Consider the following 21036-nt stretch of genomic DNA (forward strand, 5'->3'; position numbering starts at 1 on the left):
GAGAGTCGCTGATGTTACAACCAAAGCGTACAAAATTCCGTAAAGTGCACAAAGGCCGCAACCGCGGTCTGGCGCAGGGTACGGATGTTAGCTTCGGTACTTTCGGTCTGAAAGCTGTTGGCCGTGGTCGTCTGACTGCTCGTCAGATCGAAGCAGCACGTCGTGCTATGACCCGTGCAGTTAAGCGTCAAGGTAAGATCTGGATCCGTGTATTCCCGGACAAACCGATCACCGAGAAGCCGCTGGAAGTGCGTATGGGTAAAGGTAAGGGTAACGTGGAGTATTGGGTTGCCCTGATTCAGCCTGGTAAAGTCCTGTATGAAATGGACGGCGTACCAGAAGAGCTGGCCCGTGAAGCCTTCAAGCTGGCAGCAGCAAAACTGCCTATCAAAACCACCTTTGTTACTAAGACGGTGATGTAATGAAAGCAACTGAGCTGCGTGAAAAAAGCGTCGAAGAGCTGAACACTGAGCTGCTGAATCTGCTGCGTGAGCAGTTTAACCTGCGCATGCAGGCAGCATCTGGCCAACTGCAGCAGACCCATCTGCTGAAACAGGTTCGCCGTGATGTTGCACGCGTTAAGACTTTACTGACTGAGAAGGCGGGTGCGTAATGACCGATAAAATCCGTACTCTGCAAGGTCGTGTTGTTAGTGACAAAATGCAGAAATCTGCAGTTGTCGCTATCGAGCGTTTCGTGAAACACCCGATCTACGGTAAATTCATTAAGCGTACGACTAAGCTGCACATCCATGACGAGAACAACGAATGCGGTATTGGTGACGTGGTTGAAATCCGCGAAACCCGTCCGCTGTCCAAGACTAAGTCCTGGACTCTGGTTCGCGTTATTGAGAAAGCGGTTCTGTAATAAGAACAGTTTTTTCTGAAGAAACCCTCTGCTTCGGCAGAGGGTTTTTTTTGCCTCTCGCTCGGCTCATTTTTCATCACGCGTCAATTGTGCCTGCCATTTCATTCAACGCCTGCATCAAGGCGGCGGCAATGCAGTCGCTTATCGCGCCAGCTGCGGCGCCCTGACCGGCACAGAATAACGGTAACATCCGCTCTCCCCAGGATAACTTCAGTATGCTGTCAACAAGGTAGGCTCAGAACCCGGTAGGGCAGGGCATGACTTCTGGCAGGCGCAGCACAGGGCCTGATAAGCAGAGCATCGCGCTATGTCTTGGTCACCACCGGTGCTGTAAGGCAAACGTCTCGCTTCATCTCTTGTGCCGTTGCTGCGCAGCATGGACAACGCAGATCTTCAGTAATCAGGCACAGCTGCCTGTCGCGTCATCAGAGCAAATGGGTACCGTGTAAAGAGAAGTTAGCGGTTATTGACCTGCCGCAGGAGCGCTATTTGCTTACCCAGCTAATCGTTCCGCAGAGGACGCAAAGGCGTTAGATGAGGCGGTAATGGCGAGTGTCGAAAAATAAGGCAGATTACATTTGCTACTGCTGAGACTATTCCCTAGAATACGCCCTCCCTGTTATCAGGGAAAATAAGCGGCCCCATTGTTGAGCCGTTCATTTTTTCTACCCATCTGTGAGAACCGGTGTTATAATGCCGCGCCCTCAAATATGGGGCTTTCTAACGACCTGAAGTTTGGGTCCCGAAGTAGTAGTTGACATTAGCGGAGCACTAAAATGATCCAAGAACAGACTATGCTGAACGTCGCCGACAACTCCGGTGCACGTAGCGTAATGTGTATCAAGGTTCTGGGTGGCTCGCACCGTCGCTACGCAGGCGTCGGCGATATCATCAAAGTTACCATCAAGGAAGCAATTCCGCGTGGTAAGGTGAAAAAAGGTGATGTCCTGAAGGCGGTAGTGGTGCGCACCAGGAAGGGTGTTCGTCGCCCGGACGGTTCTGTCATTCGCTTCGATGGTAACGCATGCGTTATTTTGAACAATAACAGCGAGCAGCCAATCGGAACACGTATTTTTGGGCCGGTAACTCGTGAACTTCGTACTGAAAAGTTCATGAAAATTATCTCTCTGGCACCAGAAGTACTCTAAGGAGCGAACAATGGCAGCGAAAATCCGTCGTAACGACGAAGTTATCGTGCTGACCGGCAAAGATAAAGGTAAGCGCGGTAAAGTTAAGAATGTCCTGTCTTCTGGCAAGGTCATCGTTGAAGGCATCAACCTGGTTAAGAAACACCAGAAGCCGGTTCCGGCTCTGAACCAACCGGGTGGCATCGTTGAAAAAGAAGCCGCTATTCAGGTTTCTAACGTTGCGCTTTTCAATGCGGCAACCGGTAAGGCTGACCGTGTAGGCTTTAGATTCGAAGACGGCAAAAAAGTCCGTTTCTTCAAGTCTAACAGCGAAACTATCAAGTAATTTGGAGTAGTACGATGGCGAAACTGCATGATTACTACAAAGACGAAGTAGTCCAGAAACTCATGACAGAGTTTGGCTACACTTCTGTCATGCAAGTCCCTCGGGTCGAGAAGATCACCCTGAACATGGGTGTTGGTGAAGCGATCGCTGACAAGAAACTGCTGGAAAACGCAGCAGCTGACCTGGCAGCAATCTCCGGTCAAAAACCGCTGGTCACCAAAGCACGCAAATCAGTTGCAGGCTTCAAAATCCGTCAGGGCTATCCGATCGGCTGTAAAGTAACTCTGCGCGGCGAGCGCATGTGGGAGTTCTTTGAGCGTCTGATCACCATTGCTGTACCGCGTATCCGCGACTTCCGTGGTCTGTCCGCGAAGTCTTTCGATGGTCGTGGCAACTACAGCATGGGCGTTCGTGAGCAGATCATCTTCCCAGAAATCGACTACGACAAAGTCGATCGCGTTCGTGGTTTGGATATCACCATTACCACTACTGCGAAATCTGATGATGAAGGCCGTGCTCTGCTGACTGCCTTTGACTTCCCGTTCCGCAAGTAAGGTAGGGTTACTTAATGGCTAAGCAATCAATGAAAGCACGCGAAGTTAAGCGTGTGAAATTAGCAGACAAATTCTTCGCAAAACGCGCTGAACTGAAAGCGATCATTTCTGATGTGAACGCTTCCGACGAAGATCGTTGGAACGCTGTTCTCAAGCTGCAGACTCTGCCGCGTGATTCCAGCCCGTCTCGTCAGCGTAACCGCTGCCGTCAAACAGGTCGTCCGCACGGTTTCCTGCGGAAGTTCGGGTTGAGCCGTATCAAGGTCCGTGAAGCCGCTATGCGCGGTGAAATCCCGGGTCTGAAAAAGGCTAGCTGGTAATTGTCACCAATTGAATCACGGGAGTAAAGACAGATGAGCATGCAAGATCCGATCGCGGATATGCTGACCCGTATCCGTAACGGTCAGGCCGCGAACAAAGCTGCGGTCACCATGCCTTCCTCCAAGCTGAAAGTGGCAATTGCCAACGTGCTGAAGGAAGAAGGTTATATTGAAGATTTCAAAATCGAAGGCGACATCAAGCCGGAACTGGAACTGACTCTTAAGTATTTCCAGGGTAAAGCTGTTGTAGAAAGCATTCAGCGTGTCAGCCGCCCAGGTCTGCGCATCTATAAGAAAAAAGATGAGCTGCCGAAAGTTATGGCGGGTTTAGGTATTGCTGTTATTTCTACCTCTAAAGGTGTCATGACTGATCGTGCAGCGCGCCAGGCTGGTCTTGGCGGCGAAATTATCTGCTACGTAGCGTAATCGGAGGAAACTATGTCTCGTGTTGCTAAAGCACCTGTCGTTGTTCCTGCCGGCGTAGAGGTAAAACTCGACGGTCAGGTAATTTCGATTAAAGGTAAAAACGGCGAGCTGACTCGTACTATCAATAATGCCGTAGAAGTTAAGCATGCTGACAATGCACTGACCTTCGCTCCGCGCGACGGTTTTGCAAACGGCTGGGCGCAAGCGGGTACCGCTCGTGCGCTGCTGAACGGCATGGTTATCGGTGTTACCGAAGGCTTCACTAAGAAGCTGCAGCTGGTTGGTGTTGGTTATCGTGCTGCCGTTAAAGGCAACGTGGTTAACCTGTCACTGGGTTTTTCTCACCCGGTTGATCATCAGCTGCCCGCGGGTATCTCTGCAGAATGTCCGACTCAGACTGAAATCGTGCTGAAAGGCGCTGATAAACAACTGATCGGCCAGGTTGCAGCTGACTTGCGCGCCTACCGTCGTCCTGAGCCTTACAAAGGCAAGGGTGTCCGTTACGCCGACGAAGTCGTGCGTATCAAAGAGGCTAAGAAGAAGTAAGGTAACACTATGGATAAGAAATCTGCTCGTATCCGTCGTGCGACCCGTGCACGTCGCAAGCTCAAAGAGCTGGGTGCTACTCGCCTGGTGGTACATCGTACCCCGCGTCACATTTACGCACAGGTAATCGCCCCGAACGGTTCCGAAGTTCTGGTTGCTGCTTCTACTGTAGAAAAAGCTATCTCTGAACAACTGAAGTACACCGGCAACAAAGATGCAGCTGCCGCAGTAGGTAAAGCTATTGCTGAGCGCGCAATCGAAAAAGGCATCAAAGATGTTTCTTTCGACCGTTCCGGTTTCCAATATCATGGTCGTGTCCAGGCACTGGCAGATGCTGCTCGTGAAGCTGGCCTTCAGTTCTAAGGTAGAGGTCTAGGATGTCACACATCGAGAAACAAGCTGGCGAACTGCAGGAAAAACTGATCGCGGTAAACCGTGTTTCTAAAACTGTGAAAGGTGGTCGTATCTTTTCCTTCACCGCACTGACTGTAGTGGGTGATGGTAACGGCCGCGTTGGTTTTGGTTACGGTAAAGCGCGTGAAGTTCCGGCAGCGATCCAGAAAGCGATGGAGAAAGCCCGTCGCAACATGATTAATGTCGCGCTGACCAACGGCACCCTGCAGCACCCGGTTAAAGGTGCGCACACGGGTTCCCGCGTGTTCATGCAGCCGGCTTCTGAAGGTACCGGTATCATCGCCGGCGGTGCAATGCGCGCCGTTCTGGAAGTCGCTGGAGTTCATAACGTTCTGGCTAAAGCCTATGGTTCCACCAACCCGATCAACGTGGTTCGTGCAACTATCGACGGCCTGGAAAATATGAATTCTCCAGAAATGGTCGCTGCCAAGCGTGGTAAATCCGTTGAAGAAATTCTGGGGTAATCACGATGGCTAAGACTATTAAAATCACTCAAACCCGTAGCTCAATCGGCCGCCTGCCTAAGCATAAAGCCACTCTGGTTGGTCTGGGTCTGCGTCGTATTGGCCACACCGTTGAGCGTGAAGACACGCCTGCTGTACGCGGTATGGTTAACGCGATTTCTTACATGCTGAAAGTAGAGGAGTAACAGATGCGTTTAAATACTCTGTCTCCGGCCGAAGGCTCTAAGCACGCTTCCAAGCGTCTGGGTCGTGGTATCGGTTCTGGCCTCGGCAAAACCGGTGGTCGTGGTCACAAAGGTCAGAACTCACGTTCTGGCGGTGGCGTACGTCGCGGTTTCGAGGGTGGTCAGATGCCTCTGTACCGTCGTCTGCCGAAATTCGGCTTCACCTCGCGTAAATCATTCGTGACTGCAGAAGTGCGTCTGTCTGATCTGGCGAAAGTGGAAGGCGGTATCGTTGACCTGAGCACGCTGAAAGCAGCCAACATTATCGGTGTTCAGATTGAATTCGCGAAAGTGATTCTGTCTGGTGAAGTTTCTGCACCGGTAACGGTTCGCGGTCTGCGTGTCACCAAAGGTGCTCGTGCTGCAATCGAAGCTGCTGGCGGTAAAATCGAGGAATAAGTAGCAGATGGCTAAACAACCGGGATTAGATTTTCAAAGTGCCAAAGGTGGATTTGGTGAACTGAAACGCAGACTGCTGTTTGTTATCGGTGCACTGATTGTCTTCCGAATTGGCTCTTTTATTCCGATCCCTGGTATTGATGCCGCTGTACTTGCCAAACTGCTTGAGCAACAGCGTGGCACCATCATTGAAATGTTCAACATGTTCTCTGGTGGTGCTCTCAGCCGTGCTTCAATCTTCGCGCTGGGTATTATGCCGTATATTTCGGCCTCTATTATTATCCAGCTGCTGACGGTGGTTCATCCAGCGTTAGCGGAGATTAAGAAGGAAGGGGAGGCTGGCCGTCGTAAGATTAGCCAGTACACCCGTTACGGTACGTTGGTATTGGCAATATTTCAGTCAATCGGTATTGCTACCGGTTTACCGAATATGCCTGGAATGCAGGGCCTGGTGCTTAATCCAGGCTTTGCCTTCTACTTTACCGCTGTTGTAAGCCTGGTAACCGGGACGATGTTCCTGATGTGGCTGGGCGAACAGATTACTGAACGAGGTATCGGCAACGGTATTTCGATCATTATCTTCGCGGGTATTGTTGCGGGACTTCCGCCGGCCATTGGCCATACCATCGAGCAAGCGCGGCAAGGCGACCTGCACTTCCTCCTGTTGCTGTTGGTTGCAGTTCTTGTATTTGCAGTGACCTTCTTCGTTGTTTTCGTTGAGCGTGGTCAACGCCGCATTGTGGTGAACTATGCGAAACGTCAGCAAGGTCGTCGTGTATACGCTGCACAGAGCACACATTTACCGTTGAAAGTGAACATGGCGGGCGTAATCCCGGCTATTTTTGCTTCCAGCATTATCCTGTTCCCCGCGACGATAGCATCCTGGTTCGGGGGCGGTACCGGTTGGAACTGGCTGACAACAATTTCGCTGTATTTGCAGCCAGGACAGCCGCTATATGTGCTACTCTATGCGACTGCAATCATCTTCTTCTGCTTTTTCTACACGGCGTTGGTTTTCAACCCGCGCGAAACGGCAGATAACCTGAAGAAGTCTGGTGCATTCGTACCGGGAATTCGTCCGGGAGAGCAAACGGCGAAGTATATCGATAAAGTAATGACGCGTCTGACCTTAATCGGCGCACTGTACATTACTTTTATTTGCCTGATCCCGGAGTTCATGCGTGATGCGATGAAAGTTCCCTTCTACTTTGGCGGTACATCACTGCTCATCGTAGTGGTCGTCATCATGGACTTTATGGCTCAAGTGCAAACTCTGATGATGTCTAGTCAGTACGAGTCTGCATTGAAGAAAGCAAACCTGAAAGGCTACGGCCGTTAATTCAGGCGCTTGAGAAGTTACGGAGAGTAAAAATGAAAGTTCGTGCTTCCGTCAAGAAATTATGTCGTAACTGCAAAATCATCCGTCGCGACGGTGTCGTACGTGTGATTTGCAGCGCCGAGCCTAAGCATAAACAGCGCCAGGGCTGATTTTTTCACATATTTTTCTTGCAAAGTCGGGTTGAGCTGGCTAGATTAGCCAGCCAATCTTTTGTATGTCAATGCGTTTCCATTTGAGTATCCTGAAAACGGGCTTTTCAGCATGGGGCGCATTTATTTAATTATAGGAGTGCATAGTGGCCCGTATAGCAGGCATTAACATTCCTGATCATAAACACACCGTTATCGCATTAACTTCGATTTTCGGTATCGGCAAGACCCGTTCTAAAGCCATTTGCGCTGCAACGGGTATCGCTGAAGATGTTAAGATCAGTGAGCTGTCTGAAGAACAAATTGATCAGCTGCGTGATGCAGTTGGTAAATTCGTTGTTGAAGGTGATCTGCGCCGTGAAATCACCCTGAGCATCAAGCGTCTTATGGACCTTGGTTGCTACCGTGGTTTGCGCCATCGTCGTGGTCTGCCGGTTCGCGGTCAGCGTACCAAGACCAATGCACGTACCCGTAAGGGTCCGCGCAAACCGATCAAGAAATAATCGGGGTGAGTAAATAATGGCAAAGGCACCAGTTCGTGCACGTAAGCGTGTAAGAAAGCAAGTCTCAGATGGCGTGGCTCATGTCCATGCTTCTTTTAACAACACCATCGTGACCATTACCGATCGTCAGGGTAACGCGCTGGGTTGGGCAACCGCCGGTGGTTCCGGTTTCCGCGGTTCACGTAAATCTACGCCGTTTGCTGCTCAGGTCGCTGCAGAGCGCTGTGCAGAAGCCGTGAAAGATTACGGTATTAAGAACCTGGAAGTTATGGTTAAGGGTCCGGGTCCGGGTCGCGAATCAACTATTCGTGCTCTGAACGCCGCAGGTTTCCGCATCACTAATATTACTGATGTGACTCCGATCCCTCACAACGGTTGTCGTCCGCCGAAAAAACGTCGCGTATAACGCCGCGTTTTTAGGATAGTTGGAGAAAGAAAATGGCAAGATATTTGGGTCCTAAGCTCAAGCTGAGCCGTCGTGAGGGCACAGACCTTTTCCTGAAGTCTGGCGTTCGCGCGATTGATTCCAAGTGTAAAATTGAACAAGCCCCTGGTCAGCATGGTGCGCGTAAACCGCGTCTGTCTGATTACGGCGGCCAGTTGCGTGAAAAACAGAAAGTTCGTCGTATCTACGGCGTGCTGGAACGTCAGTTCCGCAACTACTATAAAGAAGCAGCACGTCTGAAAGGCAACACCGGTGAAAACCTGTTAGCTCTGCTGGAAGGTCGTCTGGATAACGTAGTTTACCGTATGGGCTTCGGCGCCACTCGTGCAGAAGCACGCCAGCTGGTCAGCCACAAGTCTGTAATGGTTAACGGCCGCGTTGTTAACATCGCTTCTTATCAGGTATCTCCGAATGATGTCGTAAGCATCCGCGAGAAAGCCAAAAAGCAATCTCGCGTGAAGGCCGCTCTGGAGCTGGCTGAGCAGCGTGAAAAGCCAACCTGGCTGGAAGTTGATGCGACTAAGATGGAAGGTGTGTTCAAGCGTATTCCTGAGCGTACCGATCTGTCTGCGGACATTAACGAACACCTGATCGTCGAGCTTTACTCCAAGTAAAGCTTAGTACCAAAGAGAGGACACAATGCAGGGTTCTGTGACAGAGTTTCTAAAACCGCGCCTGGTAGATATCGAGCAAGTGAGTTCGACGCACGCCAAGGTGACCCTTGAGCCTTTAGAGCGTGGCTTTGGCCATACTCTTGGTAACGCACTGCGCCGTATTCTGCTTTCTTCCATGCCGGGTTGCGCGGTGACCGAGGTTGAAATTGATGGTGTACTGCATGAGTACAGCACCAAAGAGGGCGTACAGGAAGATATCCTGGAAATCCTGCTCAACCTGAAAGGGCTGGCGGTAAGAGTTCAGGGTAAAGATGAAGTCATTCTGACCTTGAATAAATCTGGCATTGGCCCTGTGACTGCAGCCGACATTACCCATGATGGTGATGTCGAAATCGTCAAGCCGCAGCACGTGATCTGTCACCTGACCGATGAGAACGCCGCTATCAGCATGCGTATCAAAGTTCAGCGTGGTCGTGGTTATGTGCCGGCTTCTGCCCGAATTCATTCGGAAGAAGATGAGCGCCCAATCGGCCGCCTGTTGGTCGACGCTTGCTACAGCCCTGTAGACCGTATCGCCTACAATGTTGAAGCAGCGCGTGTAGAACAGCGCACCGACCTGGACAAGCTGGTCATCGAAATGGAAACCAACGGCACAATCGATCCTGAAGAGGCGATTCGTCGTGCGGCAACCATCCTGGCAGAACAACTGGAAGCTTTCGTTGACCTACGTGATGTACGTCAGCCGGAAGTGAAAGAAGAGAAACCAGAATTCGATCCGATCCTGCTGCGCCCTGTTGACGATCTGGAATTGACTGTCCGCTCTGCTAACTGCCTTAAGGCAGAAGCTATCCACTACATCGGTGATCTGGTACAGCGTACCGAGGTTGAGCTGCTCAAAACGCCTAACCTGGGTAAAAAATCTCTTACCGAGATTAAAGACGTGCTCGCCTCACGTGGTCTTTCTCTGGGCATGCGCCTTGAGAACTGGCCGCCGGCAAGCATCGCTGATGAATAACCGGATCACAGGTTAAGGTTTCACTGAGAAGGATAAGGTCATGCGCCATCGTAAGAGTGGTCGTCAACTGAACCGCAACAGCAGCCATCGTCAGGCTATGTTCCGCAACATGGCTGGCTCTCTGGTTCGTCACGAGATCATCAAGACGACTCTGCCGAAAGCCAAAGAGCTGCGCCGCGTAGTTGAGCCGCTGATTACTCTTGCCAAGACCGACAGCGTAGCTAATCGTCGTCTGGCATTCGCCCGTACTCGTGATAACGAGATCGTGGCAAAACTGTTTAATGAGCTGGGCCCGCGTTTCGCGAGCCGTGCAGGTGGTTACACTCGTATTCTGAAGTGTGGCTTCCGCGCTGGTGACAACGCTCCGATGGCATACATCGAGCTGGTTGATCGTCCAGAAGCTCAAGCAGAAGCTGCAGAGTAATTTGTAGCATCGTAAAAAACCCGCTTCGGCGGGTTTTTTATTGCCTGAAATTTGTCTCGTCCGTTAAGCTCAATTAACTGGCTAAATCAGGAGGCGCTCATGTGGTTAATCGATCAGCTAGCTGAACAGCATATTCGTGCGGCGCTGGAGAAAGGCGAACTCAGCAATCTGCCCGGAGAAGGTGCGCCACTCGAACTGGATGACGACAGTCATGTACCGGCTGAATTACGCAGCGGCTACCGGCTGTTGAAAAACGCCGGCTTTTTGCCGCCGGAGCTGGAAATGCGGCGCGAAGCGCTGGAAATTAGCGATCTGCTGCGCAATATCGATCCTGATGATCAACGCTACCGTGAACAGAGCAAGCGTCTGCTTGTGCTGGAAATGCAGCTGCGTCAGGCAGGTATGAGTACCGATTTCTTACAGGGTGCTTACGGCGAAGCGATCCGCGAGCGCTGGTTAAAGGAGAAGTAATGTACCGCATCGGGCAACTGGCAAAGCTGGCGAACGTTACCGTCGACACCATTCGTTTTTATGAAAAACAGCAGATGATGGATCATGAGATCCGGACCGAGGGCGGCTTTCGGTTGTACAGCGAGAGCGATCTTCAGCGTCTCAAATTTATTCGCTTCGGCCGCCAGCTTGGCTTCGGTCTGGACGCTATTCGCGATCTGCTCTCGATCCGCGTTGATCCCGCGCACCACACCTGCGAAGAGTCGAAAGCAATTGTGCAGGCGCGCCTGGAAGAGGTGAATAAGATGATTAGTGAACTGCAAAACGTGCAGCGTTCGCTTCAGCGTTTGTCTGACGCCTGCTGCGGTACCGCACACAGCAGCGACTATTGTTCGATACTGGAAGCGCTCGAACAGGGAACGGAGCCAACACCGGAACACGCTCATTTGCGGGATTGAATTTTACGGGAAAGAGAATATATTTACGCTGTCTGAACGAGGAGATAGTTATGAGTAAGTATCAACATACCAAAGGCGAGATTCGCGATAACGCAATCCAGGCTTTACTACACGACCCGCTGTTCCGCCAGCGCATTGAGCAGAAGCAAAAAGGCAAAGGCAGTTATCGGCGTAAAGATAAACATGCGAAACGTGGCGGTTGGGAGGCCAGTGATAAGAAGAGCGCTTATCACTGGCCTTCTGCTTTATGGGCATAAAAAAGCCGCCTCGCGGGCGGCTATGTTTTAGATTTTGCCGTTCTGCTGCTTCAGCAAATCGCGGATTTCGCTCAGCAGCACCTCTTCGTTAGAGGGTTTCGCTACGGTTTTTTCGACTTCTTTCTTCTTATGCAGTTTATTCATCAGCTTGATGGCGATAAAAATAGCGAATGCCACAATGACGAAGTCAAACACCGTCTGAATAAATACGCCGTACTCCATTACGACCGGCGGCGTAGCGCCTTCGGCAGGTTTAAGCACCCATTTGAACTGTTTAAAGTCCACTCCGCCAATCAGCAGTCCCAGCGGCGGCATGATAATGTTTGCCACCAGTGAAGAGACGATTTTGCCAAACGCAGCGCCAATAATCACACCAACGGCGAGATCAACCACGTTGCCGCGCATTGCAAAATCACGAAACTCTTTGAAAAAACTCATACTTATCTCCTTGCCCTGGCCAATTTCTAAAGTCTAACAAACCTTTTGGCAATTGCCATCTAAGCGGCGGCATTTGTCGGAATAGTCTTGCCGCCGTTGTGCTTACAGAAAGAAAGGGCTTGGCTGGAACAGGCGCTCGACGTCCGGCACAAATTTTTTGTCGGTCAGGAACATAATGACGTGATCGCCTTGCTCGATACGCAGATTATCTTTGGCAATCAGCACATCCTCGCCGCGCACTACTGCGCCGATAAGCGTACCGGGTGGCAGTTTAATATCATTGATCATACGTCCTACCACGCGCGACGTTGTTTCGTCGCCGTGAGCAATAGCTTCGATCGCCTCTGCGATGCCGCGTCGTAAAGAAGAGACGCCCACGATATCCGCTTTACGCACGTGACCTAACAGCGCGGAGATAGTGGCCTGCTGGGGAGATATAGCGATATCGATCACGCTACCCTGAACCAGATCGACATAGGCGCGACGCTGGATCAGCACCATCACCTTTTTTGCGCCCATCTTTTTCGCCAGCATCGCCGACATGATGTTCGCTTCGTCATCATTGGTGACCGCAATAAAAAGATCGACCTGATCGACATGCTCCTCCGCCAGCAGCTCCTGATCCGATGCATCGCCGTAGAAGACGATGGTGTCCTGGAGCTGTTCGGCCAGTTCGGCAGCGCGGCGTGGATTACGCTCAATCAGCTTCACGCTGTAATTTTTTTCCAGCCGCTGCGCAAGACCGAAACCGATATTGCCGCCGCCCACCAGCATGATGCGTTTATAGGGTTTTTCCAGCCGCTGCATTTCGCTCATAACCGCGCGGATATTCTGACTGGCGGCGATAAAAAAGACCTCGTCTCCCGCTTCCACAATGGTCGAGCCTTGCGGACGAATAGGCCGATCCTGACGGAAAATAGCGGCAACGCGGGTATCAATATGCGGCATATGATCGCGTAAAATAGAGAGCGGATTGCCTACCAGCGGCCCACCGTAATAGGCTTTCACTACTGCCAGACTCACCAGTCCTTCAGCGAAATTCACTACCTGCAGCGCGCCGGGATACTGGATCAGGCGATAGATATTTTCGATCACCAGCTGTTCCGGCGAGATGAGATGATCAATCGGTACCGCTTCGGGAATAAAAAGTTTTTCAGCGTCGCGCAGATAATCCGCCGCGCGTATACGCGCAATGCGGTTAGGCGTATTAAACAGCGAGTAGGCTATCTGACACGCCACCATATTGGTTTCATCAGAGCTGGTGACCGCAACTAACATATCGGCATCTTCTGCGCCTGCCTCACGCAAAATACGCGGATGCGACCCGTGGCCCTGAACGACGCGCAAATCAAATTTATCCTGCAGCTGACGTAAGCGGTCAGGATCGGTATCAACCACCGTAATGTCATTGTTTTCGCCGACCAGATTTTCCGCCAGCGTGCCGCCAACCTGACCGGCGCCAAGAATGATAATTTTCATTGCGTATCATGCTCTTTAGTTAGTGCGCTTTTACCAGCTTAGCGTAGAAAAACCCGTCTCCGCCTTCAACAGTCGGGAAGACCTGCAGGCCGCTTGTTTTGCCGCCCGGCAACGCTTCAGCGCGCGCGTCGGGGTGACGCGTCAGAAAGGCAGTAATCTGCGCTTCGTTCTCATCCGGCAGGACTGAGCAGGTTGCGTACAGCAGCGTGCCGCCCGGTTTCAGATGCGCCCAGACCGCCTCGAGGATATCGCGCTGCAGCGCGGCCAGTTCGGTAATATCCCGATCGCGGCGCAGCCATTTGATATCAGGATGGCGACGCACAACTCCGGTGGCGGAGCAGGGCGCATCCAGCAGAATACGATCGAACTGGCGATCGCCGCACCACGCCTCTGGCGTGCGTCCGTCACCCTGTTTAACCTCTGCCTGCATATTGAGACGCTGCAAATTCTCGTTAACGCGCGTTAAACGCTGGGCATCAACATCGACCGCCATCACCTGAGCCTGCGGCGCGATCTCAAGAATATGCGTTGTCTTGCCGCCTGGCGCGGCGCAAAGATCGAGGATCTGCTCGCCATTTTCAGGCGCCAGCAGCAGGGCGCAGCGCTGCGCCGAGAGATCCTGAACGGTGACCCAGCCTTCCGCGAAGCCAGGCAACTGGCCAACTGGAGCAGGGGTTTCAAGACGCAACGCATCCGGCGCCGTATCGTCGGCCACCGCGAATTTTCCGCTCTCGTTCAGCAGTGCCAGCCAGCTATCGCGGCTGTGATGCTGACGATTGACGCGCAGCCACATTGGCGGGCGCTGGTTATTCGCTTCTACAATCTGCTGCCAGTTTTCCGGCCAGGCTTTTTGCAGACGCTGCAGCAGCCAGGTCGGATGCAGATGTCGCTGCGGCTGCTGGTCGACCTCTGCGATCAGCTCTTCCTGCTGACGCTGGAACTGACGCAGCACGCCGTTAATCAATCCTTTGAGATTTGCGCGCTTAAGCGCTTCGGCGCCGGCGACGGTCTCTGCCAGCGCGGCATGAGGAGGTACGCGCGTATAAAGCAGCTGATAGATGCCGATCATAATGAGGTAGTGCAGCACGCGCTGTTTGCCATTCAGCGGACGCGCCATCAGCTTGCCGATTACGGCTTCGAGCTGTGGCAGCGTGCGCAGCACGCCGAAGCAGAGTTCCTGCACCAGCGCGCCATCCTTATCGGAGACTTTTTTCTGCGCGGCGGGCAGCACCGCGCTGAGCGATTCGCCCTTATCAATCACGCGCTCAATCAGTTGAGCGGCCAGGCTTCGCAGGTTTGTTGATTTAGTCATTCGCGTTACGTCATTAAACAAAAAGCCCGGACAGAGCCGGGCTGGGGTCAGGCTAAAATGCGGCCTGGCGTGAACCACTCGCGACGCGAGTTAAGAAGATCCTGTGCTGACATCGCTTTTTTACCGGCTGGCTGCAGCAGCTGAAGATTCAAAACGCCTTCAGCAGTGGCGACCTGAATACCCTGCTTATCGGCCGCAATGATCTCGCCCGGCTGTTTCGCGACGTGCGGCAATACGGTGGCCTGCCACACTTTCACCGGCTGATCCTCAATCAGGAAATAGCTTACCGGCCAGGGGTTAAAAGCGCGGATACAGCGTTCAAGCTGAGCAGCGGAGAGCTGCCAGTCGAGACGGGCTTCCTCTTTGCTGAGTTTCTCTGCGTAGTTAGCCTGCACATCATCCTGCTTCTCCGGCTGCGCGCGGCCGTCTGCCAGCTGAGAGAGCGTTTCCAGCAGCCCCTGCGGGCCGAGCTGCGCCAGCTTGTCATACAGCGTGGCGCTGGTGTCCTGCGCGGTAATCGGGCAGCTAAGCTTATACAGCATATCGCCGGTATCCAGCCCGACATCCATCTGCATGATGGTCACGCCGGTTTCGCTGTCGCCAGCCCAGAGCGAGCGCTGAATAGGCGCGGCCCCGCGCCAGCGCGGCAACAGCGAGCCGTGTACGTTGATGCAGCCGAGACGCGGCATCGTCAGCACCGCCTGCGGTAAAATCAGACCGTAGGCGACCACGACCATCACATCCGCCTGTAGATCAGCAACCAGCTGCTGATTTTCAGCGGGGCGGAGCGACTTCGGCTGAAATACCGGAATGGCGTGAGTTTGCGCCAGCGTTTTTACCGGGCTGGGCGTTAGCTTATTACCACGACCAGCGGGGCGATCGGGTTGGGTAAAGACGCCGACAACCTGATGCTCAGAAGCAAGCAGCGCGTCAAGATGACGCGCTGCAAAATCAGGTGTGCCAGCGAAGATAATTTTCAGCGGAGCAGACACGGTTATCTCTTCTTTGGCCGTCAGGAAGGACGCGCGCTCTGGCGCGCCAGTTTTTCCAGCTTTTGCTTGATGCGTTGACGCTTCAGCGGCGACAGATAATCAATAAACAGTTTGCCGTCGAGGTGATCGATTTCATGCTGAATACAGATAGCCAGCAAGCCGTCGGTTTCCAGTTCAAAGCTGTTGCCTTCGCGATCCAGCGCGCGCACTTTGACGCGCTCGGCGCGCGGAACAAAGGCACGCTGCTCAGGAATAGAGAGACAGCCCTCTTCAATACCGGTTTCGCCGCTTTTATCCAGCAGTTCCGGGTTAATCAGAACCAGACGCTCATCGCGGTTTTCCGACACGTCGATAACGATGATGCGCTGGTGGATATCTACCTGCGTTGCCGCCAGGCCAATACCTTCTTCGGCGTACATGGTTTCAAACATATCGTCGACGATGCGCTGAATCTCAGCGTTAACTTCTTTCACTGGCGCCGCGATTTTGCGGAGACGATCGTCAGGGAAATGTAATACCTGCAAAACTGACATAAATATCCAGATCTGTATGCGATTAAAAAAAGATTATTGCTTCATATTGTAGACTTTTTGAGGCCTGATTGACAGCATTCACCCGCAGGAAGCGGCACGTAAAGCAGGGAGCAACTATGGGAAATATCGAGCGCTATTTGCGGCTTTCCGCCGTAACTGGCCTGACCGGAAAACGCTGGCTTGAGGCAGCGATAACGCTTAATAAAACAGAGGACGCCTCCTTAACCTTTAAAGCGGCCGGTCTGAGCGAGCAGCAGATTCACCAGTTTTACCATTTTCCGTCGCGTCAGATCGCTGCCACCGAAGCGTGGCTTGCTGAAAACGACGCTCACCATCTGGTGACCGCTTTAGACGACGGCTACCCCGCCGCTTTACGCGAGATTCACCGCTTTCCGCCGCTGCTTTACATAAAAGGCGAACCCGCTTTGCTCTCCTCAATGCAGCTGGCGATTGTCGGCAGTCGAAACTGTTCGCACTATGGGCGGCAGTGGGGCGAATGGTTTTCCCAACAGCTGGCGCTGAGCGATCTGACCATTACCAGCGGGCTGGCGCGCGGCATAGACGGCATCGCGCATCGCGCGGCGCTGGAGGCGCAGGGGAAAACCATCGCGGTGCTGGGTAGCGGATTACAGCATCTCTATCCAAAAAGTCATAGCGCGCTGGCAGCAGAGATTGTGGAGAAAGGCGGGGCGCTCGTTTCTGAATTTCCTCTTACGACGCTGCCCCATGCGCTCAACTTCCCGCGCCGTAACCGCGTTATCAGCGGTTTGAGCCGGGGCGTGCTGGTTGTGGAGGCGACGATTAAAAGCGGTTCGCTGGTTACTGCGCGCTATGCGCTGGAGCAAAATCGCAATGTTTACGCTTTACCGGGAGCGCTGGGCAGCCCTGGCAGCGAGGGAACGCACTGGCTGATTCAGCAAGGGGCGCTGCTGGTGGCCCATCCTGTCGATATAGTGGAAGATCTTCGCGCTGCGTTTAACTGGCTACCTTTTACACAGCCGGAAGCAATATATTCTGATGAGAGCGGCGATGCGCCATTGCCATTTGCTGAGGTGTTGGCTAACGTAGGTGATGAGGTTACACCTGTTGACGTCGTCGCTGAACGTGCCGGCCAACCTGTGCCAGTGATTGCAGCCCAACTGCTGGAGCTGGAGTTAGCAGGATGGATCGCAGCTGTACCCGGCGGCTATGTCCGATTGAGGAGGGCATGCCATGTTCGACGTACTAATGTACTTGTTTGAGACATATATCCACAACGAAGCAGAAATGCAGGTTGATCAGGATACATTGACTGATGACTTAACCGATGCCGGTTTTCATCGTGAAGATATCTACAATGCGTTGAACTGGTTAGAAAAGCTGGCAGATTATCAGGAGGGCCTGGTCGATCCGATTCTGCTAGCCAACGATCCGCTTTCAATGCGCATCTACACGGAAGAAGAAGGCCAGCGTTTAGATGCCGAATGTCGTGGTTTCCTGCTGTTCCTGGAGCAGATCCAGGTGCTCAATATGGAAACGCGCGAAATGGTCATCGAACGAGTCATGGCGCTCGACACGCTCGAGTTTGATCTGGAAGATCTCAAATGGGTGGTGCTGATGGTGTTGTTCAATCTCCCGGGATGCGAAAACGCCTATCAGCAGATGGAAGAACTATTATTCGACGTCAATGAAGGCATGCTGCATTAATTATCCGTTATGCAGCCATCGTTATGAGCAAATCAGCACTCTTCACCGTGCGTAAACAGGATCCCTGCCCCGCCTGCGGGGCAGATTTAGTTATCCGCAGCGGTAAACACGGCGCCTTTTTAGGCTGCACAAATTATCCAGCTTGCGACTATATTCGGCCGCTAAAAAATCAGGCTGATGGCCACATCGTTAAGGTGCTAGAAGGGCACGCCTGCCCGCAGTGCGGCGAGGATAAAGCGCTGCGCCAGGGACGCTACGGCATGTTTATCGGCTGTAGCCACTACCCTGAATGCGACTATAGCGAAGCGATAGATAAACCTGATGAAACCCTTATTGCCTGCCCGCAATGTCTGGAAGGCAAGCTGGTGCAGCGTCGTTCGCGTTACGGCAAGACGTTTCACGCCTGTAACCGTTATCCGGCCTGCCAGTTCGCCGTTAACGCTACGCCAGTCGCTGGCGTATGCCCACACTGTCATTTCCCATTGCTGGTAGAGAAGAAAACCGCGCAGGGCGTAAAACGCTTCTGCGCCAGTAAAAGTTGCGGCAAGGCCGCCGCATCAGAGACTTAAGATAACATCATGCAAAAACACTCTTTTTCCGGTTCGCTGGAGGACTGCGTCGAACAGCTGCGTCAGCAGGCCGTTATTGCTTATCCAACCGAAGCCGTCTTTGGTTTAGGTTGCGACCCGGACAGCGAAAGCGCCGTAATGGCGCTGCTGGCATTGAAACAGCGTCCCGTCGAGAAAGGATTGATCCTTATCGCAGCCGATTATACTCAGCTGGAGCGTTATATCTCTGACCGCGAGCTGACCGTCGAGCAGCGTGAACGCATGTTCGCTCACTGGCCTGGCCCGGTAACCTTTGTCGTGCCTGCCACGCCGCAAACGCCGCGCTGGCTGACGGGTCGGTTTGATTCGCTGGCGATACGCGTAAGCGATCACCCTGATGTACAGGCACTTTGTCGCGCGTTCGGCAAGCCGCTGGTATCGACCAGCGCAAACCTGTCGGGCGAAGAGCCTTGCCGTACTGTCGAGGCGGTCAGGGCGCAATTCGGCGAAGCCTTTCCGGTGCTGGTGGGTAACACCGGCGGACGGCAGAATCCGTCGGAAATTCGCGATGTGTTAACCGGCAACCTTATTCGTCAGGGCTAATGCATGGATCAGTTTGCGGTATTCGGCAATCCCATCAGCCACAGTAAGTCCCCTTTGATTCATCTCGCCTTCGCTGAGCAGACGGGTATTGAGCATCGTTATGGCCGCGTCTGCGCGCCGCTCGACGCTTTTCCGGACGCTATTGCTGCGTTTTTTGCTCAGGGCGGACGCGGCGCCAACGTCACCCTGCCTTTTAAACAGCAGGCGTGCGAATTCGCCGATGAGCTAAGCGAACGGGCCTCGCTCTCCGGCGCGGTTAATACCCTGAAAAAAGGCAGCGATGGGTGTATCCTGGGCGACAATACTGACGGCATCGGGCTACTGAGCGATCTTGAACGTCTTGCCTTGATCCGCCCGGGAGATCGCATTTTGCTGGTGGGAGCAGGCGGCGCGGCGCGCGGCGTAATCCTGCCGCTGCTCTCCGCGGGCTGCGCCGTGACGGTTGTTAACCGCACGCAGGCGCGCGCAGAGGAGCTGGCGCAGCTCTTCAGCCAGTATGGGACGATTGACGCCTGCGGCTTTGAGCAACTGGCGGGGCGGGCCTTCGACCTGGTGATGAATGCGACGTCAAGCGGCGTAAGCGGCGAGGTTCCGCCGCTGCCAGGCTCGCTAATAAATGCTCAGGTGCGCTGCTACGACATGTTCTATCAGGCTGGCGCGACGCCATTCCTGCAATGGTGCGTGCAACACGGCGCGCAGCAATATGCGGATGGCCTTGGCATGCTGGTGGGGCAGGCCGCGCACGCTTTTCTGCTGTGGCATGGCGTTATGCCGGAAACTGCGCCGGTTATCGCCCAGCTTAAACAGGCAATGCAGCCATGAATCAGGCTATTCAGTTTCCCGATCGCGAAGAGTGGAACGCTGATAAAGAGGCTGTCTGTTTCCCGGCGCTGGTCAACGGCATAGTGCTGACCTGCGCCATCTCTGCCGAAGCCCTGGCTCAGCGCTTCGGCCAGGGGGAGGCAATGACCTTATTCACCGCTCATCGCTGGGATTTAGAAGAAGAGGCGGAAGCGGCCATCATTAACGAGGCGTTCGACGATCAGGAGTGGGTCTGGCTCGCATCTGCGAGATAGTCATCTTTCCAGCGAACATAGTTGTTAGCGGAGTAGAGTAAGCCCGCGATCTCCTGCTCGTTCAGCGGGCGCACTTGTCTGACCGGGCTGCCAAGATAGAGATAGCCGCTCTCCAGACGCTTGCCCGGCGGCACCAGGCTGCCCGCACCAATCATTACGTCATCTTCAATAATGGCGCCGTCCAGTACGATCGATCCCATTCCTACCAGCACGCGATTGCCGATAGTACAGGCGTGCAGCATCGCTTTATGGCCAACGGTCACGTCATCGCCAATTGTTAAAGGAAAGCCCTGAGGATTGCTGGCGGATTTGTGCGTAACGTGCAGTACGCTGCCGTCCTGAATATTGGTGCGTGCGCCAATACGAACCTGATTTACATCGCCGCGTATCGCGACTAATGGCCAGACGCTGGCATCATCCCCCAGAATGACATCTCCGATAACGACGCTGGAAGCGTCGATCATGACGCGCTGACCGCACTGCGGGTAACTCTCTTTATAACGACGTAGGGCTGACATTCACTTTCTCCTTATCAATTCACGTACAGACTGGGGTGGATCGCAGTGCCAGACAAGGGAAAACGGCCTGCGATCGTTGAAGATCTCTGCAATAAGATGGAATTATCGCCAACCAGAAAAAAAGATCGAAAAAAGGGTTGTGCAATTAAATCGGATCCCTATAATGCGCCTCCACTGACACGGCACAACGGCTTACGAAGCGCAGTGTTCAGGAGGCTCGGGAAGCTGAGTCGCCGGAGAAAATCGCTGAAAAAAGTGGTTGACTCTGAGGGAGGAAAGCGTAATATACGCCACCTCGCAGCAGCAGGCTCGGCCGCTGACTGCACCGCTCTTTAACAATTTATCAGACAATCTGTGTGGGCACTCGCAGGACAGATATCAAAAAGTCCACGGACTTTAAAAATATCAAGTCTCAAGAGTGAACACGTAATTCATTACGAAGTTTAATTCTTTGAGCATCAAACTTAAATTGAAGAGTTTGATCATGGCTCAGATTGAACGCTGGCGGCA

35 protein-coding genes are annotated in these 21036 nt (G+C 53.2%); 29 read left to right on the forward strand and 6 right to left on the reverse strand.

What is annotated here, in order from left to right; all coding sequences use genetic code 11:
- Window positions 1-11: 11 nt before the first annotated feature.
- The 23 genes from rplP to MHZ89_RS18105 all read left to right on the forward strand — a co-directional run bounded on the left by rplP (window position 12) and on the right by MHZ89_RS18105 (window position 11341).
- The gene (gene rplP / locus MHZ89_RS17995) at window positions 12-422 is read left to right on the forward strand and encodes a 50S ribosomal protein L16 (protein ID WP_002438716.1); all 411 of its coding nucleotides are present in this window, start codon (window positions 12-14) and stop codon (window positions 420-422) included.
- Entirely contained in the window at window positions 422-613 is a 192-nt protein-coding gene (gene rpmC / locus MHZ89_RS18000) for a 50S ribosomal protein L29 (protein WP_025902044.1), read from the forward strand. Before rplP ends, rpmC begins: the two co-directional genes overlap by 1 nt.
- On the forward strand, window positions 613-867 hold the full coding sequence (gene rpsQ, locus MHZ89_RS18005; RefSeq protein ID WP_033752951.1) for a 30S ribosomal protein S17: 255 nt from the start codon (window positions 613-615) through the stop codon (window positions 865-867). Before rpmC ends, rpsQ begins: the two co-directional genes overlap by 1 nt.
- A 776-nt stretch (window positions 868-1643) precedes the next feature.
- Entirely contained in the window at window positions 1644-2015 is a 372-nt protein-coding gene (gene rplN, locus MHZ89_RS18010; RefSeq protein ID WP_120458463.1) for a 50S ribosomal protein L14, read from the forward strand.
- A gap of 10 nt (window positions 2016-2025) precedes the next feature.
- Entirely contained in the window at window positions 2026-2340 is a 315-nt protein-coding gene (rplX, locus tag MHZ89_RS18015) for a 50S ribosomal protein L24 (RefSeq protein ID WP_003850150.1), read from the forward strand.
- A 14-nt stretch (window positions 2341-2354) separates the two neighbouring features.
- Window positions 2355-2894 carry a 50S ribosomal protein L5 gene (gene rplE / locus MHZ89_RS18020; RefSeq protein ID WP_033752947.1) on the forward strand — a complete coding sequence of 180 codons (540 nt, stop codon included), beginning with the start codon at window positions 2355-2357 and terminating at the stop codon, window positions 2892-2894.
- Between the two features lie 14 nt (window positions 2895-2908).
- A complete protein-coding gene (gene rpsN, locus MHZ89_RS18025) occupies window positions 2909-3214 on the forward strand; it encodes a 30S ribosomal protein S14 (protein WP_120458462.1) in 306 nt (101 codons plus the stop codon).
- 33 nt (window positions 3215-3247) lie between these two features.
- On the forward strand, window positions 3248-3640 hold the full coding sequence (gene rpsH, locus MHZ89_RS18030; protein WP_033752943.1) for a 30S ribosomal protein S8: 393 nt from the start codon (window positions 3248-3250) through the stop codon (window positions 3638-3640).
- Between the two features lie 12 nt (window positions 3641-3652).
- Entirely contained in the window at window positions 3653-4186 is a 534-nt protein-coding gene (gene rplF / locus MHZ89_RS18035; RefSeq protein WP_033752942.1) for a 50S ribosomal protein L6, read from the forward strand.
- A 9-nt stretch (window positions 4187-4195) separates the two neighbouring features.
- Window positions 4196-4549 (forward strand): 50S ribosomal protein L18, encoded by a 354-nt coding sequence (gene rplR / locus MHZ89_RS18040; protein ID WP_033752941.1) that lies wholly within the window; start codon window positions 4196-4198, stop codon window positions 4547-4549.
- 14 nt (window positions 4550-4563) lie between these two features.
- A complete protein-coding gene (rpsE, locus tag MHZ89_RS18045) occupies window positions 4564-5064 on the forward strand; it encodes a 30S ribosomal protein S5 (RefSeq protein ID WP_033792403.1) in 501 nt (166 codons plus the stop codon).
- A gap of 5 nt (window positions 5065-5069) precedes the next feature.
- Window positions 5070-5249 (forward strand): 50S ribosomal protein L30, encoded by a 180-nt coding sequence (gene rpmD / locus MHZ89_RS18050; RefSeq protein WP_021186404.1) that lies wholly within the window; start codon window positions 5070-5072, stop codon window positions 5247-5249.
- 3 nt (window positions 5250-5252) lie between these two features.
- On the forward strand, window positions 5253-5687 hold the full coding sequence (gene rplO / locus MHZ89_RS18055) for a 50S ribosomal protein L15 (RefSeq protein ID WP_033752938.1): 435 nt from the start codon (window positions 5253-5255) through the stop codon (window positions 5685-5687).
- A gap of 7 nt (window positions 5688-5694) precedes the next feature.
- Window positions 5695-7026, forward strand: a complete 1332-nt coding sequence (gene secY, locus MHZ89_RS18060) for a preprotein translocase subunit SecY (protein ID WP_033752936.1) — start codon at window positions 5695-5697, stop codon at window positions 7024-7026.
- A gap of 32 nt (window positions 7027-7058) precedes the next feature.
- Window positions 7059-7175: a 50S ribosomal protein L36 gene (gene rpmJ, locus MHZ89_RS18065; protein ID WP_004160566.1), complete on the forward strand. Its 117-nt coding sequence runs from the start codon at window positions 7059-7061 to the stop codon at window positions 7173-7175.
- 146 nt (window positions 7176-7321) lie between these two features.
- Window positions 7322-7678: a 30S ribosomal protein S13 gene (gene rpsM, locus MHZ89_RS18070; protein WP_033752934.1), complete on the forward strand. Its 357-nt coding sequence runs from the start codon at window positions 7322-7324 to the stop codon at window positions 7676-7678.
- Between the two features lie 16 nt (window positions 7679-7694).
- Window positions 7695-8084 carry a 30S ribosomal protein S11 gene (rpsK, locus tag MHZ89_RS18075; protein WP_004160563.1) on the forward strand — a complete coding sequence of 130 codons (390 nt, stop codon included), beginning with the start codon at window positions 7695-7697 and terminating at the stop codon, window positions 8082-8084.
- Window positions 8085-8116: 32 nt separating this feature from the next.
- Window positions 8117-8737, forward strand: coding sequence for a 30S ribosomal protein S4 (gene rpsD / locus MHZ89_RS18080; RefSeq protein WP_010618555.1), 621 nt, complete (start codon window positions 8117-8119; stop codon window positions 8735-8737).
- 25 nt (window positions 8738-8762) lie between these two features.
- On the forward strand, window positions 8763-9752 hold the full coding sequence (locus MHZ89_RS18085) for a DNA-directed RNA polymerase subunit alpha (RefSeq protein WP_003850179.1): 990 nt from the start codon (window positions 8763-8765) through the stop codon (window positions 9750-9752).
- Window positions 9753-9792: 40 nt separating this feature from the next.
- A complete protein-coding gene (gene rplQ, locus MHZ89_RS18090) occupies window positions 9793-10176 on the forward strand; it encodes a 50S ribosomal protein L17 (RefSeq protein ID WP_120458461.1) in 384 nt (127 codons plus the stop codon).
- Between the two features lie 99 nt (window positions 10177-10275).
- Window positions 10276-10647, forward strand: a complete 372-nt coding sequence (locus MHZ89_RS18095) for a DUF1992 domain-containing protein (protein WP_311784127.1) — start codon at window positions 10276-10278, stop codon at window positions 10645-10647.
- Window positions 10647-11084, forward strand: a complete 438-nt coding sequence (gene zntR / locus MHZ89_RS18100) for a Zn(2+)-responsive transcriptional regulator (protein ID WP_311784128.1) — start codon at window positions 10647-10649, stop codon at window positions 11082-11084. Before MHZ89_RS18095 ends, zntR begins: the two co-directional genes overlap by 1 nt.
- 50 nt (window positions 11085-11134) lie before the next feature.
- Window positions 11135-11341 carry an alternative ribosome-rescue factor A gene (locus MHZ89_RS18105; RefSeq protein WP_120458458.1) on the forward strand — a complete coding sequence of 69 codons (207 nt, stop codon included), beginning with the start codon at window positions 11135-11137 and terminating at the stop codon, window positions 11339-11341.
- A gap of 27 nt (window positions 11342-11368) precedes the next feature.
- Here the strand turns inward: MHZ89_RS18105 and mscL are convergent, their stop codons facing one another.
- The 5 genes from mscL to def all read right to left on the reverse strand — a co-directional run bounded on the left by mscL (window position 11369) and on the right by def (window position 16095).
- The gene (mscL, locus tag MHZ89_RS18110; protein ID WP_311784129.1) at window positions 11369-11779 is read right to left on the reverse strand and encodes a large-conductance mechanosensitive channel protein MscL; all 411 of its coding nucleotides are present in this window, start codon (window positions 11777-11779) and stop codon (window positions 11369-11371) included.
- A gap of 102 nt (window positions 11780-11881) precedes the next feature.
- The gene (trkA, locus tag MHZ89_RS18115) at window positions 11882-13258 is read right to left on the reverse strand and encodes a Trk system potassium transporter TrkA (protein ID WP_311784130.1); all 1377 of its coding nucleotides are present in this window, start codon (window positions 13256-13258) and stop codon (window positions 11882-11884) included.
- A gap of 19 nt (window positions 13259-13277) precedes the next feature.
- Window positions 13278-14570 carry a 16S rRNA (cytosine(967)-C(5))-methyltransferase RsmB gene (gene rsmB / locus MHZ89_RS18120; RefSeq protein WP_311784131.1) on the reverse strand — a complete coding sequence of 431 codons (1293 nt, stop codon included), beginning with the start codon at window positions 14568-14570 and terminating at the stop codon, window positions 13278-13280.
- A 47-nt stretch (window positions 14571-14617) separates the two neighbouring features.
- Window positions 14618-15562, reverse strand: a complete 945-nt coding sequence (fmt, locus tag MHZ89_RS18125) for a methionyl-tRNA formyltransferase (protein ID WP_311784132.1) — start codon at window positions 15560-15562, stop codon at window positions 14618-14620.
- Window positions 15563-15582: 20 nt separating this feature from the next.
- Entirely contained in the window at window positions 15583-16095 is a 513-nt protein-coding gene (gene def, locus MHZ89_RS18130) for a peptide deformylase (RefSeq protein WP_311784133.1), read from the reverse strand.
- Between the two features lie 116 nt (window positions 16096-16211).
- On the opposite strand from def, the gene dprA reads away from it, so the two are divergent.
- Genes dprA through MHZ89_RS18160 form a run of 6 tightly spaced genes read left to right on the forward strand, consistent with a single transcriptional unit; the run spans window position 16212 to window position 20008 of the window.
- Window positions 16212-17336, forward strand: coding sequence for a DNA-protecting protein DprA (gene dprA / locus MHZ89_RS18135; protein ID WP_311784134.1), 1125 nt, complete (start codon window positions 16212-16214; stop codon window positions 17334-17336).
- A complete protein-coding gene (smg, locus tag MHZ89_RS18140) occupies window positions 17308-17781 on the forward strand; it encodes a DUF494 family protein Smg (protein WP_033752918.1) in 474 nt (157 codons plus the stop codon). Before dprA ends, smg begins: the two co-directional genes overlap by 29 nt.
- Window positions 17782-17804: 23 nt before the next feature.
- The gene (locus tag MHZ89_RS18145; protein WP_120458452.1) at window positions 17805-18350 is read left to right on the forward strand and encodes a type I DNA topoisomerase; all 546 of its coding nucleotides are present in this window, start codon (window positions 17805-17807) and stop codon (window positions 18348-18350) included.
- 9 nt (window positions 18351-18359) lie between these two features.
- Complete coding sequence (gene tsaC, locus MHZ89_RS18150; protein WP_311784135.1) at window positions 18360-18932, forward strand: L-threonylcarbamoyladenylate synthase type 1 TsaC; 573 nt, start codon at window positions 18360-18362, stop codon at window positions 18930-18932.
- Window positions 18933-18935: 3 nt separating this feature from the next.
- Window positions 18936-19754, forward strand: a complete 819-nt coding sequence (gene aroE, locus MHZ89_RS18155) for a shikimate dehydrogenase (protein ID WP_311784136.1) — start codon at window positions 18936-18938, stop codon at window positions 19752-19754.
- Window positions 19751-20008, forward strand: coding sequence for a DUF1488 domain-containing protein (locus MHZ89_RS18160; protein WP_311784137.1), 258 nt, complete (start codon window positions 19751-19753; stop codon window positions 20006-20008). Before aroE ends, MHZ89_RS18160 begins: the two co-directional genes overlap by 4 nt.
- Here the strand turns inward: MHZ89_RS18160 and MHZ89_RS18165 are convergent.
- Window positions 19975-20526, reverse strand: a complete 552-nt coding sequence (locus MHZ89_RS18165) for a gamma carbonic anhydrase family protein (RefSeq protein ID WP_311784138.1) — start codon at window positions 20524-20526, stop codon at window positions 19975-19977. The two genes, MHZ89_RS18160 and MHZ89_RS18165, sit on opposite strands and share 34 nt — an antisense overlap.
- Between the last annotated feature and the right edge of the window lie 510 nt (window positions 20527-21036).

The organism is Pantoea sp. ACRSB (assembly GCF_022346905.1).
Lineage (GTDB): Bacteria > Pseudomonadota > Gammaproteobacteria > Enterobacterales > Enterobacteriaceae > Pantoea > Pantoea piersonii.